The following is a 16,442-nucleotide window of genomic DNA, read 5'->3' as shown; positions in this document are numbered from 1 at the left end:
GGAGTAGTGGATATGAGCTTCTTCCTTTTTAGGCTAGCAAAGGTATATGCATGAACGGAATTAACAAAACTTAATCCCCCAAGAATTACAACTGAGCCGATTAAGTTTTGTCAATTCCGTTCATGCATATACCTTTGGGTTCAGTCAGAAAATTTGAGCTCAATTTATACAAACCACCCTCCACCTTGAACCTCTCTATTAGCTAGAAATCATTTCAAGATGAAGGGTGAATCCTTGTTTTTATGAAATATATCAAGAATTTATAGCTTTTCCTGTAATCAGCATTTAATATTTAATTCATTCAAGACCTTACGTATTGCTTCAAATGTAGTAATACGGGTAGGAACCAATGGTAATCGAAGTTTATTTTCAATCATCCCCATAGCATTCAGCATTGATTTCACTCCTGCAGGATTCCCATCTACAAATAGCAGATTGAATAATTCAGTAAATCTGTGGTGAATAGTCAGTGCATTAGCAAAGTCTCCTTGGAGCGCCAGACGCGTCATACGGCTAAATTCACGAGGAAAAGCATTGCCGATAACTGAAATAACCCCAACAGCTCCCAAGGTGATAAGAGGGAAAGTGATACCATCATCACCAGAGATTACATTAAAGTTCTCCGGCTTATTCTTGATAATATCATCCATTTGAGTGATATTACCAGATGCTTCTTTTATGGCAACCACATTACTGAAATCACGGGCAATACGCAAAGTAGTCTCAGCAGTCATATTTACGCCCGTACGCCCCGGAACATTATACAACACGATAGGAAGCTCTGTCGCTTCGGCAATCGCCTTATAATGTTGGTAAATGCCTTCCTGAGAAGGCTTATTGTAATACGGCACAACAGACAATATAGCGTCAACTCCTGTGAAATCATCGTTTTTCAATGTTTCTACAATAGCACGAGTATTATTACCACCTACACCCAACAGAATAGGAATTCTTCCGTTAACGCGGTCAATTACCATCTTTTTTATAGTTTTCTTTTCTTCCTCGGTCAGAGTCGGTGTTTCAGCTGTAGTCCCCAGCACACACAAGAAATCCGCATTATTCTGTAATAGATAGTCCACCATACGCATCAACGCGTCATAGTCAACGCTCTCATCCTCTTTGAAAGGAGTAATCAGTGCTACCCCCATTCCTTTCAATTTAGTCTGTATCATGAGTTTTAATTATAATCTCTAATTTATTTAGCCGCAAAAGTACGAATATTTTTCTTATCTTACGATATAAGTTTCAGAAATTCGTCTTCGCTCAGTATGGTTATTCCAAGTTTTTTTGCTTTTTCCAGTTTCGCAGGCCCCATATTATCTCCGGCAAGGATGAAACTTGTTTTCGCAGAAATACTTCCTACATTTTTGCCACCGTTTTTCTCGATAAGCTCCTTGTACTCGTCGCGCGAATAATGAGTAAATACACCACTGATAACGACAGACTGTCCTGCCAACTTATCCGTATATCCACTTAAATCTTCTTCAGTGCGGTAAAGCTGCAATCCGGCATCTTTCAATCGGCCAACTAACTCACAATTAGCCTCGTTTGCAAAATACAGCAAGATGCTTTGAGCTATTTTTTCTCCGATTTCATCGATACTAATCAACTTCTCAAGATCCGCCTGCTGCAATTCATCTATATTTTCAAACGATTTTGCAATCTTCTTCGCTACAGTTTCACCAACAAAGCGAATTCCTAAAGCAAAAATCACACGCTCGAAAGGAACTGTTTTACTTTGCGCAATTCCTGTTATGATATTCTCCGCCGATTTTTCCCCCATACGTTCCAATCCCTTGATATCATCAGTTGTGAGGTCATACAAATCAGCCGTATTTTTGATTAATCCCAACCGATAGAACATATCTACCGTTTCGGGACCTAACCCGTCAATATTCATAGCCTTACGACTAATGAAATGTTCAATTTTACCCTTAATCTGAGGAGGACACGCTGTTTCGTTCGGACAATAGTGAGCAGCTTCTCCCTCATACCTGACTAATTTACTGCCACATTCAGGACAAGCAGTAATGAACCTAACTTTCTCGCCAAGCATAAAACTACGCACATCCTTGTCCACACCCGTAATTTTAGGAATGATTTCACCCCCTTTTTCCACATAAACCATATCCCCAATGTGCAAATCAAGCCCTTCGATAATATCAGCATTATGCAAAGATGCACGTTTTACGACTGTTCCCGAAAGCTGCACAGGATCCAGATTCGCTACAGGAGTGACAGCACCTGTTCTACCTACCTGATATGTCACTTTATTCAAACGTGTCAAAGCACGTTCTGCCTGAAACTTATATGCAATAGCCCATCGGGGAGATTTGGCTGTGAATCCCAGATTTTTCTGTTGCCGCAGACTATTTACCTTCAAAACAATTCCATCTGTGGCAACCGGCAGGTTCTTACGCTCTACATCCCAATAATTGATAAATTCAAAAACATCCTCCAATGTCTGGCATTTGCGTGTCAAATCAGATATTTTAAAGCCCCATTTTGCCGCTTCCTGAAGATTTTCATAATGTCCGTCACAAGGTAAATTATCTCCCAGCAGATAATATAAATATGCATCCAGCTTACGGGAAGCCACAATAGAAGAATTCTGCAACTTCAAAGTACCAGAGGCTGCGTTTCTCGGATTAGCAAAAAGCGGCTCTTCTCGTGCCTCTTTCTCACGATTCAATTCTTCAAACACTTCCCATGGCATAAGAATTTCCCCGCGAATTTCAAAAGCGGTGGGATAATCATCACCATGGAGTACAAGCGGGATAGAACGGATTGTTTTTACATTATCCGTCACATCATCTCCTTTTTCACCATCACCACGGGTTACGGCGCGAATCAATTTTCCATTTTCGTAAGTCAATGAAATTGAAGTACCGTCATATTTCATTTCACAACAAATCTCAAAATCTTCATTGAGCGCCTTGCGGACACGTTCATAAAAGTCCGTCACTTCCGCTTCCGAGTATGTATTTGCTAATGACAGCATGGGATATTTGTGCGCCACCTGGGTAAAATTCTTATTAAGGTCACTTCCCACACGCATAGTGGGCGAGTTTTCATCTTTATACTCCGGATGCGCCTGTTCCAAATCCTGAAGTTCACGCATCTTGTCGTCAAACTCCTTATCCGATATTTCGGGAGCATTCAACACATAATAATTATAATTGTGCCGATGAAGTTCGGCACGCAATTCCTCTATTTTTTCCTTTATATCCATATTTCTTCGATTGTTTAAGGCAAAAATACAGGTTTATCTTTGAATATTTGTACTTTTGCGAAAAATTAAAGATTATGCGTATTGATATTATAACAGTTTTACCCGAAATGATTGAAGGTTTCTTCAATTGTTCCATTATGAAACGGGCTCAGAATAAAGGACTTGCAGAAATACATATTCACAATCTGCGTGACTATACTGAAGATAAATACCGCCGTGTCGATGATTATCCCTTCGGTGGTTTCGCCGGAATGGTTATGAAAATAGAACCTATCGAGCGTTGCATCAATGCCCTTAAGGCAGAACGGGAGTATGATGAAGTAATCTTCACAACCCCCGATGGAGAACAATTCAACCAACCAATGGCCAACAGCCTTTCTTTGGCACAGAACCTTATTATTCTTTGCGGACACTTCAAAGGAATTGATTATCGTATCCGCGAACATCTGATTACTAAAGAAATCAGCATCGGAGATTACGTCCTGACAGGTGGCGAACTGGCCGCAGCAGTCATGGCAGATGCTATTGTACGTATCATTCCCGGAGTTATCTCTGACGAACAATCCGCACTTTCCGATTCTTTCCAGGACAACTTGTTGGCCGCACCTGTATATACCCGTCCTGCCGATTATAAAGGTTGGAAGGTCCCTGATATTTTATTATCCGGACATGAAGCGAAGATTAAAGAATGGGAGTTGCAACAATCTCTCGAACGCACCAAAAGACTTCGTCCTGACCTATTAGAAGAAATAGAATAAGATGTAAATAAAAACGACGGTAAAGAATTGTCTATTCTTCACCGTCGTTTTCTATTATACCCATCGCCTGAGAATTCCACTTTCCGCTCTTCCCCTAAACACCGATTTCTTTTTTAGCCATTATCTTTAGCCTGGCGCTTGTCTCAAACCCCGAAGAGAAAATAGCATTTTTCCAGCTTATCCTGTGCGAATGGTTATTGTATGTTTACCGTTATACCTCAAGCGCACCAATAATTTCTCTCACAGACTTATATCCGTGTCTATCCAAGTAATTATTTATACCATCTTCTACTTTGATGGTAACGGCCGGATCTATGAAATTTGCTGTACCAATCTGGATAGCAGATGCACCTGCAAGCATGAATTCAACCGCATCTTTCCAGTCCATTATCCCCCCTAAACCGATGACAGGAATCTTTACCGATTTAGCAACCTGCCATACCATACGCAATGCGATAGGTTTTACGGCAGCTCCGGACATTCCGCCTGTTATAGTAGACAAAATAGGACGTCTACGTTCCGCATCAATCGCCATTCCCAGCAATGTATTGATTAATGACACACTATCCGCACCACTTTCTTCTGCTGCTCGAGCTATTTCAGTGATGTCAGTGACATTCGGGGAGAGTTTTACGATAAGTGTCTTTTTGTAAGCAGAACGCACAGCTTTTACTACTTCTGACGCACCTTTTGCTGACACACCAAAAGCCATACCACCTTGCTTTACATTAGGGCAAGAGATGTTTAATTCTATAGCAGGAATTTTGTCAAGTTCATTAATAATTTCGGCCGTTTTCACATAATCCTCGATAGCGGAACCCGAAACGTTTACAATCATATTCGTTTGTATGTCCTTTATGCGGGGATATATATGTTCTACGAAGTAGTCAACACCCTTATTTTGCAGTCCTACAGCGTTTAACATACCCGAAGGAGTTTCGGCCATACGTGGATATGGGTTTCCTTCACGTTTGTGAAGAGTAGTTCCTTTTACAATGATACCGCCTATTCGCGCTATATCAATGAAATCCGAGAACTCTTCACCGTATCCAAATGTACCGGATGCCGTCATCACCGGATTCTTCATTTGTAATTCACCAATATTTACACTTAAATCTGCCATAGTAGTTTATTTATATTAAAAACAGGACCTTCTTTACATACACACAAGTGACCTTCTGTCGTATTTTCCACACAACATAAGCATGCTCCGATACCACAAGCCATTGTGTTTTCCAAAGAGACTTCACATTCTATCTGATTACTTTTGGCATATTTTGCCACCGCCATCATCATAGGTTTAGGACCACAAGTGTAAATTTGCTCAAATCGCACCTTATTTAATATAGAATGTTGGGTGACATATCCTTTCTCTCCATGACTGCCATCCTCCGTCGTAGTGTACACTTCACCATATTTAGCAAATTCCTCTAGTTGCAACAAGTCTTTATCACTACGCGCCCCTAAAAGGAATGTAGGTTTATGGCCATTTTTGACCAATTGTTCACCCAAATACAACATAGGGGCCGTACCGACACCACCACCAACTAACAGGAGCTTATCAGAAGGCATCTGCGGCATTGTGTAGCCATTCCCCAACGGAAGTATCGTATTGATTATATCGCCTGGATTTATTTCTGCCAAGCGCCTTGTTCCGTCTCCAACCAGTTGGATCAGAAACCATACTTCATTTCGTTGTTTATCTACAAAATTAATAGAAATAGGGCGACGCAGGAATGTGGTAAGCGAACCGTCCACCCGGAGTTCAGCGAACTGCCCCGGCAACATTTCGGGCAGTAACGATTGAGAAGTCAGTTTTAGCAATACATAATTAGCATGCAGTCTGATATTCTCAGTAACCGTCAGATCTAAAATAAATTTCTTCATGTATGGATATAAAAAGTATAAATTCGTATTCCGGGTGCAAAGATACAGGAATTTGCTCAAACCTGCGATTTTACCACTTATTTTTCAGGCCTAAACGTTTCATAAGTATTATCATCAAAGAAAATCCTTATTTCGGTGATTTTTCTAGCAGGCTTTTCTATATATCTAATCTCCTGTTTTACAATTTCTTTAGGCGCATTTTCAGTACTTCTTAACGCCATTTCCTTGCGATTTTCCAAAGCAATCGTCTCTTTGGACGAATTTACGGGATTCTCATCAAACAAGGAAGGTTGATAATCACCATTAGAAGAAACTAGTGAAGACTCTTCCACAGAAGCTAACATTTCACCTTTTCCATATAGTAACCATTCAAGATTAACGTAACTATAAGTTTGATGAACTTTCATCACTACTTCCAGACTCGGCTTATTCCTATCATTTAAAATATGAGAAAGAGTAGACTGCTGAACTCCAATTGTCTCAGCAAAAACTCTGGGGGGAACTTTTTCCCTCTCCATAATCATTCTAATTCTGTCTTTTATTTCCATACTGCCATTGAGTTATAATTATATGTACCAAATGTTGATTTCACAAAAATACATATAAAGATTTTCATTATACAAAGGTAAATATTACAATTCACAAAAGCAAATTACAAATATAAAAATATAGATATTACAAAAATATTCATAAATTCACTATTCTAATATCACGTCTGTATAATAGATAAAACAGCATATTTTAAAATAATACCTTCAGTTTAACTAAAGCATATTAGATATTGATAATAAGCTAATTATACATGCATAATATTATATAAATACGAGCATTTACAAAAGTACCGAACATACAAACTACTAATTTATAGCAAAGAATCAAGCAAATCGCATATACATCTGATAATCATAGCAATAACATGTATTTAAATGAGTGTTAAACACTCTCCCACTACATTTATATCATGAAATTTATTTCTGTAAACTTGTATTTATACATTTGTACCTATATTAATCTTATTACATATGTATAGCATTCACATTAATACTGGTCACAAGAGTATAATCGTAAATACACAACTGTAAATTCAATAAGTTGCACCTGCAATAAAATAAAGGATAAACCTCATTGTTTACGAATGTATTTCAAGATTTTATCAAATCATCTTTTACATACCACTATAAAACTAAGAATCCTTGCGATATTTCCAGCCATTTACCCGATTCGCTGTTTTTTTTCAATTCCAGAAGACTCTTTTTACATATAATCATCTGTAATACAATAAATTATTGCATATTTTTCAATTATATTATTTAGTTGAAATAGAAAAATGAAGCTAATAGTCCTCTAATAATCCTAGAACTATCAAAATGATATTTTGAGATCACCATTAAAAAGAGAGTTTTCTACTTTATCACTAACAAATGGGAGTTATACTTACTATATCCGGCTCTACCAACCTTTTGGTAAAGAACTCAAATTTTTCAATGAAAAAGCGAATTCATCCAACTAAAAAATAACATTGTAAACAACGAAATGAAATTTTAATAAAAGAAATAAAGGCTACTGGAGGGGAAGCTATTAAAAGAGAATAAAGAAAAATAAGGAAAGAAATGCGGCTAATTTATTGTTTGATTTTTTATTCAAAATATAAACGTATATTTCAGATAAAAGCTAGAAATCACACGAATATAAAAAAGGCATATACTCTATTCCATCTCTAGTAAAAGTATATGCCTTCTTATTATATCAGAAAGTCGATTTTTCTAATGCAAAATATTAAACACCAATTCGCGGAGAATATCTCCATCTGTCATTGAACTGTTTTTTACTCCTTTTGATTTTGCGTCAGCATATCGTATTTCACCAACGATTTGCATCGTCTTTACTCCACTATATTTTCGCATAGCAGCTATGTAATCTTTAGCTTGCCAGGATGTCTTTAATCCCAGCATATTGGCAATTCCCTGCTCTGATTTATCAGGTGCATAATACGCCAGCATCAGGTTAGAATAAAAGCTGAATAACAGAGACAATGTCATCTGTATCGGATTCGTTTTCGGATTTTCTTCAAAATATTTTATTATCTTATTTGCCTTAAGAATATCCTTTTCTACAAGCGCACTCCGCAATTCAAAGTTATTATAATCCTTGCTTATACCGATATTCTTTTCTATTTGCTCAGGGGTTACACGTCGCTGACCAGCAGGCAAAGTGATAATCAGTTTTTCCAGTTCTCCAGTCAGGCGGCTTAAATCAGAACCTACAAAGTCAGCCAGCATAGCTGTCGCTTTAGGTTCCATATCCACCCCTTTACGTTTCATATAAGAAGAAATAAAAGCCGGCAACTGTGCATCTTTTATCTTTTTCGATTCAAACAACACACCTACTTTATCTATTTCGGCGGCCAACTTTTTTCTGCGGTCTAACGTACCGTGTTTATGACATATCACCAAAATAGTAGAGAGCAGCGGTTTCTGAAGATAGTAAGACAACTCCTCCATATTACGGATTGCCTGTGCTTCCTTTACCACTACCACCTGATGCTCAGACATCATCGGATAACGTTTCGCAGCATTTATAATAGTAGCTACATCTACATCAGCACCGTACACAACGGTCAGATTGAACTCCTTTTCCGTTTCGTTCAACACATTATCCGTAATGTAATCTGCGATCAGGTCGATATAGTACGATTCTTCCCCCATCAGATAATAGACAGGACGATACTGCTTCGCCCTCAACTCTTTGAGGATGTCATCACACGTCAATTCTTGTTTTGCCATATATATTTTTCAGACCGGGAGTTACCAGTCAAATTTCAAGTGTTTTACAGTTTTCTTTTCATCGATAATCATGCGCAAGGAAGCGATACCTATCTCCACATGCTCTTCTACGTAATTTCTAGTGACCAGATTATCGCTCTTATCCGTTTTCACTCCGTCGGGAGTCATCGGCTGGTCAGAAACCAAAAGTAACGCACCTGTAGGAATATGATTGGCAAAGCCACAACTAAACAAAGTAGCCGTTTCCATATCAACCGCCATGGCACGAGTCTTTTTCAGATATTCCTTGAATGTTTCGTCATGCTCCCAAATGCGTCGGTTGGTAGTATATACAGTACCTGTCCAGTAGTCACGCCCTTTGTCACGGATAGATGAAGAAACGGCACGTTGCAACATAAAAGCGGGTAATGCCGGGACTTCAGGCGGAAAATAGTCGTTGGAAGTTCCCTCACCACGAATAGCGGCAATAGGAAGAATCAAATCACCAAGCTGATTCTTCTTGTCAATGCCCCCGCATTTGCCAAGGAACAGACAAGCCTTCGGACGAATGGCACCCAGCAAATCCATAATAATTGCGGCATTAGGACTTCCCATACCGAAGTTAATCATTGTAATGCCTTCGGCAGTAGCAGAGATCATATTAGCGTCTCTACCCAATATCGGAACATCAAATTGATTGGCGAAAATCTCTACGTACTTGTTGAAGTTAGTCAACAGAATATACTCCCCAAAATCTTCCAGGTTACGTTTTGTGTAACGCGGCAGCCAATTAGCGACGATTTCTTCTTTTGTTTTCATAATTTCATTAAATTTGTGGTCCCAAATGAAGGAACCCGTTATTTAACTTACAAAAATAATAAATGTTATCGTTAAACCTACCAGTATTCGACACTAAAATAAACGTACGAAACGGAAAAAATGTAATTTTCGACGTGATTCGCAAGCGATATGTCGCCCTTACCCCGGAAGAATGGGTACGGCAACACTTCGTTCACTTTCTTATTGCACATAAGGGATACCCGTCCGCACTCATTGCCAATGAAGTGATGGTAAAGTTGAACGGTACTACCAAAAGATGCGATACGGTACTTTACCGGAGAGATTTATCCGCCCGGATGATTGTGGAATACAAAGCTCCCCACATTGAAATCACACAAGCGGTCTTCAATCAGATTACCCGATACAATATGGTGTTGAAAGTAGACTATCTGATTGTCAGCAATGGGATGCAACACTATTGCTGCCGGATGGATTATGAAAATCAGAGTTATACTTTTCTGAAAGATATTCCTGATTACAATTCCCTATAATCATCCGTTTATCCCTCCCTCAAAACATACTTTATCCACAGTATAAAAATAGCGTCACTATCCGTCCAAGATAGTGACGCTATTTGCCTACTATAGTGACGCTATCCCGAACGGATAGCGTCACTATATCAACTGCAGTTCTGAATAGCTCTCAGGGCACTTTTACTCTTGCGTTATGATGTCTTTCTTCCCATTATCATCCACTTTCTTTTTACTGAATCTCTCCTGTAATTTCTGCATCAATTCATAGAAGTTAGGAACATAAACCGTAGCCAACAGCGTATTCATTGCCATACCGAATACCACTGCGGCACCCAACGCAATACGACTCTCCGCACCTGCTCCGGTCGCAATCAATAAAGGCATCACTCCTAAGACGAAAGCAAAAGACGTCATCAGAATCGGACGTAGACGAACGTGTCCCGCTTCAAATGCCGCTTCACGGATAGAGTTACCTTCAGCACGGAAATCACGGGCAAACTCCACAATCAAGATACCGTTCTTTGCCGAAAGCGCAATGAGGAGAATAATACCGATCTGCGTATAAATACTCACCGGAGTCCCCATAACCCAACAACCGATCATCGCCCCCAACAATGCTACCGGCAATCCGATGACAGCCGCTACCGGACTCGTCCAACTTTCATATTGAGCCGCCAAAACCAGGAAAGCAACAATCAAAGCCATAATCAGGACGATGGTCGTTGTATTTCCCGCCTGCGTTTCCTGATAGGCGACAGAAGTCCATTCGTAACCAAATTCATCTCCCAGTTGCTCCTTAAACAGTGCTTCCACTTCCTGAATAGCCTGCCCGGTACTACTTCCGGGAGCTACATTACAAGTCAAAGCCGCAGTGGAATACATATTATACCGGTTAATCTGATCCTGCCCCAACTGCTCTTCCACTTTGGTAAAGGAAGAAAAAGGAACCATCTCTCCTGCCGAATTCGGCACACTCAACTTCAGCACATCATCAATCACTCGCTGCGCCTGGTCGCGCGCCTCTATTTTCACCTGATAAATCCGTCCGAATTCCACAAAATCATTCACATATGCCGCTCCCATATAATATCCCAATGTAGAAAAGACATCATTCAGGGCAATTCCCATGAACTGGACTTTATCACGGTCTATATTGAGAAAATATTGTGGCACATTCGCCTGATACTGACTGGATATAGAGGCTAAAGCAGGCTTGCTGCGATAAGAAGCCAACAGAGCGTTGATAGCCTGTTGCATCTCCGTCGGCCCCAGATTTTTCCGGTCTTCCACTTGAAGTTGCAAACCGCCCGAAGCTCCCAAGCCGGGAATAGCCGGCGGAACCATGGCAAACACCTGCCCGCCTTGAATCGTCATATATGCTTCACCGTTGAAACGGTTGACAACGGCAGCAGCCGTATGCTCCTTCCCTTTCCTCTTACTCCAGTTTTTCAATACGACAAAGTAGGTAGCCGAATTACTCTGTTCACCACCGCCCATAACGGAGAAACCGGAGATACCAATATAATTCTGTACCTCAGGATACGAATCAAGTATGGCGTTAATCTTATCGCCAACCGCCTGTGTACGTTCCAGACTGGCAGCAGGCGGCAACTGAACCGCAGCAATAAAATACCCGTCATCTTCATCGGGAACAAACGTAGAAGGCCAGTGCATAAAGAGCAGAACAGCAATAACTGACAAAATGGCATAAGACACAAAACTGAATCCCGGACGTTTGAGCAGCCACTTCACGATCCCGTCATACACCCCTTGCGTTTTATCATAAGCCTTATTGAACCCTCTGTATATGAAGAACTTGGAAGGCTTGCTCTTTTCAAGGAACAACGCACAAAGCGCAGGCGTCAACGTCAACGAATTAAAACCGCTCAATACAGTCGACGCAGCAATGGTCAACGCAAACTGCTTATACAACTGACCGGAAATGCCACTAATCAACATCGTAGGAATAAACACGGCAAGCAACACAAGCACTACCCCGACAATCGGACCCGTAATCTCTCCCATTGCCTTCGTCACCGCTTCACGAGGTGAATACTGTCCGGTTTCCAACAACCTCGAAGCATTCTCCACCACCACTATCGCATCATCCACCACAATGGCAACTGCCAAAATCAGTCCGAACAATGTCAGCGTATTGATAGAGAACCCGAATGCCGCCATCACAGCAAGCGTACCAATCAGAGAAACCGGAATGGTGAGACATGGAATAATAACCGCCCTCCAATTCTGAAGAAACAGAAAAATGACAAGCACCACCAGCAAAGTAGTCTCGAAGAACGTCACCATCACTTCATCAATAGACGCATGAATCACGTCCGTTGTATCCAATGTCACATTATAAGAGACTCCCGACGGAAAATTGGCAGCCAACTCTTCCATTTTGGCTTTCACTCCTTTTGAAACATCCAGAGAATTGGAACCCGGTTGCTGATAAATAGCGATAGCCGCCGTAGGTTTCCCATTCAGCCGGGACACTACACTATAAGAAGCAGACCCCAAATCAATCCGGGAGATATCCTTCAGGCGAAGCATCGCTCCGTCTTTCTCAGTCCGGATGATGATATTACCGAATTGTTCCGGTGACTTAAGCCGTCCCTGTACATTCAGACTATATTGAAACGCATTCTTATTATCCTGTCCGATAGGTTGCCCGATATATCCTGCGGAAACTTCCACATTCTGCGACTGGATGGCTTGATAGACCTGCTGCGGTGAAATATTGCGAATCCGCATGGCTTCGGGATCCAGCCAGACACGCATTGAGTAGTCCCCCGCTCCCATCACATTTACCGCACCGACTCCCGGCACACGGGTCAACTGGTCGACAAGATTCAATTTAGCATAGTTTGTCAGATACAAACTATTGTAGACAGAATCCTGCGAAGTCATCGTCAGAAACATAACAATATTCGAAGATTGTTTCTGCACAGTCACCCCCTGCACCACTACCGGTTCGGGAAGCGAAGATTGCGCGATACTTACCCTGTTCTGTACTTGCACGGTTGCCATGTCGATATCCGTACCGACAGCAAAAGTGATAGTCAGGGAGTACGCTCCCGACGAAGAAGAATTGGAAGACATATAGAGCATACCGTCTACACCATTCACTTGCTGTTCGATAGGAATACCTACCGTCTGAGCCACCGTTTCAGCATTTGCCCCCGGATAGACGGCAGATACCTGCACCGTCGGTGGTGTAATTTCCGGAAACTGCGCCACGGGCAATATATTTAGTGTCACCAGACCGGCCACCACAATGAGCAGGGCAAGCACTGTGGCAAAGATCGGTCGGTTTATAAAGAATTTAGAAAACATAAATCTATGAGTTTAGGATTAATACTTAAAATGAAAGGACTCCCCCTTTATGGTACAGGTTTTATCTTCATTCCGTCTCTGACTTTCATCAGAGCTTCCGTGACATACCGTTCTTGCGGAGAAATCCCGCTCATCACCTGACGCAAGGTATCCCCCATCAACTGCCCTATCTCGATATGGCGGTAATGAACTATATCCGAGTCATTTACAACATACAGATATTTCCCCGACTGATCGGTCCCTATAGAAGCTTCCTTCACCAATACAGCCTTTTCAGCTTCTCCATAAGGAAGAGTAATGCTCACATACAATCCGCTTTTCAAAATACCTTTCGGGTTATCAAAATTGGCGCGCACCATCAATGTTCCCGTACTCATATCTACATTCGGAGACAAATAATCCAATACGGCAGGATAAGACGTTGTTCCGTCTTTACCTAATTGTACCATAATCTTCTGCGGCAGATTCCTTGCCGATTGTCCATCATTCATCGCCATACCCAGCCACTGATTATCCGCTACATTAAAATACGCATACATTTGATTGTCCTTATAAATAGTGGCCAAGGTAACGGGCTGCAACGATCCGCCCACATAACTTCCTATGTCCACAGTCGACTTCGTGATAGTTCCGTCAAAAGGAGCGCGGACATAGCAGTATCCCAGATTCGTATGAGCCGTACTCAAAGCAGCTTCCGCATTATTCACTGCCGCAATGCCTTCTGTCACATTAGCTTCCGATTGAAGTAGCTGTATCTGACTTACCGCATCACTCTTTATAGCTTCCTTCATACGGCTATAATTACTGCGTGCATACTCCAGTTGTGCCCGGGCAGTCTGCAAATCCGCTTCCGCCTGTTCCACCTTATCCTTATATAAGGTAGGCTCGATGACAAACAGCAATTGTCCCTTCTTTACTCTCCCGCCCGGAGTGTAGGAAATTGCCTGCAACGTACCGTTTACCCTCGCCACCAGGTTTACCGTCTGCTCCGTTGCCAGATAGCCCGGATAATCTTTCGTCAAAGTAATATCCTCTACTACTGGTTTGGTCACGCTAATTTCAGGAACAGGCATCCCGCCCGTCGCTCCTGCGCTCTTTTTCTCCTTGCATCCTGTCAATATCGGTAGCGCAAGAAAGATATACATCAGTTTTTTCATATCCGTTAGGTTATATTTTAATTATAGATTCTTTTTATTCTTGCCAGCCACCGCCCAAAGCTTTGTAAAGGGCTATGAGTTGCAACAACGAACTCCCTTCCGCCTGCACCAGTTGATTTTCATAAGACAACAGCGAACGTTGTGCGTCAAGCACATTCTGAAAAGGAGAAAGTCCTTGTTTATAAAGTTCCAAGGAAAGTTTCAATGTCTCGACACCTTGATTGCGCACTTCTCTCAGCGCCACAATCTGCTTGATGGAATTTCGATAGGAATTCATTGCATTATCAGTTTCCTGCACAGCAGTCAGCACTGTCTGGTTAAATTGATTAATCGTTTCATCCAGTTGGGTTTTTGCCAGCCTTGTAGCGTTGACCAACTGCCCGCCGCTGAAAATCGTCCAACTCAACGCCGGAGCAATCTCATAAGTCATACTCTTACTTTTCACCAAGTCTTTTAAGTCACGGGCAGCATAACCAAACGATCCTTTCAGAAAAACTTTCGGCAACCAGTCGGCCTTAGAGGCTCCGAGCAATGCCGCCTGCGCGTTTACATTCCGCTCCGCACTCCGTACATCGGGTCTTCGCAATAATAAATCGACAGGCATCCCCACTCCGATAGGTTCCATATAATCGGGTAATGTGCCCGTTACCTCCAAGACTGGACGAATTTCCTGAGGATACATGCCTAACAAAACAGCCAACGTTGTAATATATTGATTGATACCTGCTTCCAGTTGCGGAATAGAAGCTCTCGTGCTATACAAAACGGACTTGGCTTGTGCGACATCCAATTTGGCGACAAGTCCGGTATTATAACGTACTTCCGTAATTTTCAACACTTTCTCCTGCGAATCGACATTCTTTTTCACCACTTCAAGTTGCTGCTGCAATTCCCGCAGGTTGATATAGGCTGAGGCTACTTCCGCTGCCATAGAAATCATCACTCCCGTATATTCTTCCTTACTTGCGGCAAAATTCTCCTTTTGCGCTTTCACCCGTTTGCGGATACTGCCGAAGATATCAATTTCCCAACTCATACTGAGCGAAGCATTGTAGTAATGCTCCGTAGACTGCGGCAAGGCACTGGTATTTCCGCTTGTTTCCTCACGAGTCCATCCGGCATTCATCCCGATGGAAGGAAAGAAGTTGCTGCGCTCCATCCAAAGATTGGCACGGGCGGCAGATATACGGTTGATAGCCATCGCAACAGAAAAATTACGGTCTACAGCCAGGGCAATCAAAGAATCCAGCTTGGTATCCCGGAAAGATTTCCACCAATGATCGTCCACCGGAAGCGTCTGTTGAAACACTTCTCCACTTTCTTCCCATTCGTTGGGAATAGCCGTTTTCAGATAACGGTTGGCAGTTTGTCCAACTGCAGACAGAGTTGAAAGAAACATAAGGAGCGATGTGCCCCACACTCGTATATTCATATCAGTTCAGGTTTTTATTAAAATGATATGATAACAACTAAAGGTTTAGTTTGTTTATTTCGGATAAGTACCGTACTTAAATCTGCATGACATACTTATATTAAGAAAGGAGCATAAAAAAAGCTCCGCCATAATGCGGAGCTTTGAAAAATATTGCGAAAATACAAACTCTTATTCTGCTGTTTTTCTTCTGATTGCTCTTTTGGTAGTTGGTGCCGGAGCTTCTTCCACCTTGTGTTCGAGCTGTACGCCAGCCAATTCCGGGTCAATCATGATACGTCCGCAATATTCGCAAACGATCACTTTCTTACGAGAGCGGATATCCAACTGTCTCTGAGGCGGAATCTTGTTAAAACATCCGCCACAAGCATCACGCTGTACGTACACGATACCCAGACCGTTGCGGGAGTTCTTACGGATACGTTTGAATGACTGCAACAGACGCGGCTCGATTTTAGTTTCCAAATCTTTGGCTTTGTCTCTCAGCTTCTCTTCTTCCTGCTTGGTTTCAGAGATAATTTCATCCAGTTCGCTCTTCTTCTGTTCGAGGTCTTTTTGTCTTTCG

The 16,442-nt window shown here is 41.7% G+C and carries 13 protein-coding genes; 2 read left to right on the top strand and 11 right to left on the bottom strand.

Features of this window, described 5'->3' with window-relative positions; genetic code table 11:
- Positions 1–278: 278 nt before the first annotated feature.
- Both dapA and ligA read right to left on the bottom strand, forming a co-directional pair.
- The gene (gene dapA, locus RDN93_RS19490) at positions 279–1,172 is read right to left on the bottom strand and encodes a 4-hydroxy-tetrahydrodipicolinate synthase (protein WP_308747030.1); all 894 of its coding nucleotides are present in this window, start codon (positions 1,170–1,172) and stop codon (positions 279–281) included.
- 59 nt (positions 1,173–1,231) lie between these two features.
- Positions 1,232–3,232 carry an NAD-dependent DNA ligase LigA gene (gene ligA, locus RDN93_RS19485; protein ID WP_308747029.1) on the bottom strand — a complete coding sequence of 667 codons (2,001 nt, stop codon included), beginning with the start codon at positions 3,230–3,232 and terminating at the stop codon, positions 1,232–1,234.
- Between the two features lie 74 nt (positions 3,233–3,306).
- Here ligA and trmD point away from each other — a divergent pair, with 74 nt between their 5' ends.
- Positions 3,307–3,990, top strand: a complete 684-nt coding sequence (gene trmD, locus RDN93_RS19480; protein WP_308747028.1) for a tRNA (guanosine(37)-N1)-methyltransferase TrmD — start codon at positions 3,307–3,309, stop codon at positions 3,988–3,990.
- 211 nt (positions 3,991–4,201) lie between these two features.
- On the opposite strand, the gene RDN93_RS19475 is transcribed toward trmD, so the two are convergent.
- The 5 genes from RDN93_RS19475 to RDN93_RS19455 all read right to left on the bottom strand — a co-directional run bounded on the left by RDN93_RS19475 (position 4,202) and on the right by RDN93_RS19455 (position 9,458).
- A complete protein-coding gene (locus RDN93_RS19475) occupies positions 4,202–5,113 on the bottom strand; it encodes a dihydroorotate dehydrogenase (RefSeq protein WP_308747027.1) in 912 nt (303 codons plus the stop codon).
- Positions 5,101–5,877, bottom strand: a complete 777-nt coding sequence (locus RDN93_RS19470; RefSeq protein WP_308747031.1) for a dihydroorotate dehydrogenase electron transfer subunit — start codon at positions 5,875–5,877, stop codon at positions 5,101–5,103. Before RDN93_RS19470 ends, RDN93_RS19475 begins: the two co-directional genes overlap by 13 nt.
- A 77-nt stretch (positions 5,878–5,954) precedes the next feature.
- Positions 5,955–6,425 carry a helix-turn-helix transcriptional regulator gene (locus RDN93_RS19465; protein ID WP_308747026.1) on the bottom strand — a complete coding sequence of 157 codons (471 nt, stop codon included), beginning with the start codon at positions 6,423–6,425 and terminating at the stop codon, positions 5,955–5,957.
- 1,215 nt (positions 6,426–7,640) lie between these two features.
- Positions 7,641–8,660 (bottom strand): DNA polymerase III subunit delta, encoded by a 1,020-nt coding sequence (gene holA / locus RDN93_RS19460; RefSeq protein ID WP_308747025.1) that lies wholly within the window; start codon positions 8,658–8,660, stop codon positions 7,641–7,643.
- A gap of 21 nt (positions 8,661–8,681) precedes the next feature.
- Positions 8,682–9,458, bottom strand: coding sequence for an AMP nucleosidase (locus RDN93_RS19455; protein WP_022137464.1), 777 nt, complete (start codon positions 9,456–9,458; stop codon positions 8,682–8,684).
- 62 nt (positions 9,459–9,520) lie between these two features.
- Here RDN93_RS19455 and RDN93_RS19450 point away from each other — a divergent pair, with 62 nt between their 5' ends.
- Positions 9,521–9,970, top strand: a complete 450-nt coding sequence (locus RDN93_RS19450; protein WP_308747024.1) for a type I restriction enzyme HsdR N-terminal domain-containing protein — start codon at positions 9,521–9,523, stop codon at positions 9,968–9,970.
- A gap of 162 nt (positions 9,971–10,132) precedes the next feature.
- Here the strand turns inward: RDN93_RS19450 and RDN93_RS19445 are convergent, their stop codons facing one another.
- The 4 genes from RDN93_RS19445 to RDN93_RS19430 all read right to left on the bottom strand — a co-directional run.
- Positions 10,133–13,288 carry a multidrug efflux RND transporter permease subunit gene (locus tag RDN93_RS19445; RefSeq protein ID WP_308747023.1) on the bottom strand — a complete coding sequence of 1,052 codons (3,156 nt, stop codon included), beginning with the start codon at positions 13,286–13,288 and terminating at the stop codon, positions 10,133–10,135.
- Between the two features lie 47 nt (positions 13,289–13,335).
- Positions 13,336–14,445, bottom strand: coding sequence for an efflux RND transporter periplasmic adaptor subunit (locus RDN93_RS19440; RefSeq protein WP_308747022.1), 1,110 nt, complete (start codon positions 14,443–14,445; stop codon positions 13,336–13,338).
- A 34-nt stretch (positions 14,446–14,479) separates the two neighbouring features.
- The gene (locus RDN93_RS19435) at positions 14,480–15,877 is read right to left on the bottom strand and encodes a TolC family protein (protein ID WP_308747021.1); all 1,398 of its coding nucleotides are present in this window, start codon (positions 15,875–15,877) and stop codon (positions 14,480–14,482) included.
- Between the two features lie 171 nt (positions 15,878–16,048).
- Positions 16,049–16,442, bottom strand: a 394-nt coding sequence (locus RDN93_RS19430) for a C4-type zinc ribbon domain-containing protein (RefSeq protein ID WP_308747020.1), incomplete at its 5' end; no start/stop codon positions are given.

The sequence above is a fragment of the uncultured Bacteroides sp. genome (genome assembly GCF_902491285.1).
Classification (GTDB): domain Bacteria; phylum Bacteroidota; class Bacteroidia; order Bacteroidales; family Bacteroidaceae; genus Bacteroides.
Note: the sequence above shows the minus strand (reverse complement) of the source record. Positions and strands in the feature narration are given on the sequence as shown.

Excerpts from the sequence above, each read along its gene's own strand:
- dapA (WP_308747030.1), bottom strand. The coding sequence starts at position 1,172 with ATGATACAGACTAAATTGAAAGGAATGGGGGTAGCACTGATTACTCCT.
- ligA (WP_308747029.1), bottom strand. The coding sequence starts at position 3,232 with ATGGATATAAAGGAAAAAATAGAGGAATTGCGTGCCGAACTTCATCGG.
- RDN93_RS19435 (WP_308747021.1), bottom strand. The coding sequence starts at position 15,877 with ATGAATATACGAGTGTGGGGCACATCGCTCCTTATGTTTCTTTCAACT.
- holA (WP_308747025.1), bottom strand. The coding sequence starts at position 8,660 with ATGGCAAAACAAGAATTGACGTGTGATGACATCCTCAAAGAGTTGAGG.
- RDN93_RS19450 (WP_308747024.1), top strand. The coding sequence starts at position 9,521 with ATGTTATCGTTAAACCTACCAGTATTCGACACTAAAATAAACGTACGA.
- RDN93_RS19465 (WP_308747026.1), bottom strand. The coding sequence starts at position 6,425 with ATGGAAATAAAAGACAGAATTAGAATGATTATGGAGAGGGAAAAAGTT.
- RDN93_RS19455 (WP_022137464.1), bottom strand. The coding sequence starts at position 9,458 with ATGAAAACAAAAGAAGAAATCGTCGCTAATTGGCTGCCGCGTTACACA.
- trmD (WP_308747028.1), top strand. The coding sequence starts at position 3,307 with ATGCGTATTGATATTATAACAGTTTTACCCGAAATGATTGAAGGTTTC.
- RDN93_RS19470 (WP_308747031.1), bottom strand. The coding sequence starts at position 5,877 with ATGAAGAAATTTATTTTAGATCTGACGGTTACTGAGAATATCAGACTG.
- RDN93_RS19445 (WP_308747023.1), bottom strand. The coding sequence starts at position 13,288 with ATGTTTTCTAAATTCTTTATAAACCGACCGATCTTTGCCACAGTGCTT.
- RDN93_RS19440 (WP_308747022.1), bottom strand. The coding sequence starts at position 14,445 with ATGAAAAAACTGATGTATATCTTTCTTGCGCTACCGATATTGACAGGA.
- RDN93_RS19475 (WP_308747027.1), bottom strand. The coding sequence starts at position 5,113 with ATGGCAGATTTAAGTGTAAATATTGGTGAATTACAAATGAAGAATCCG.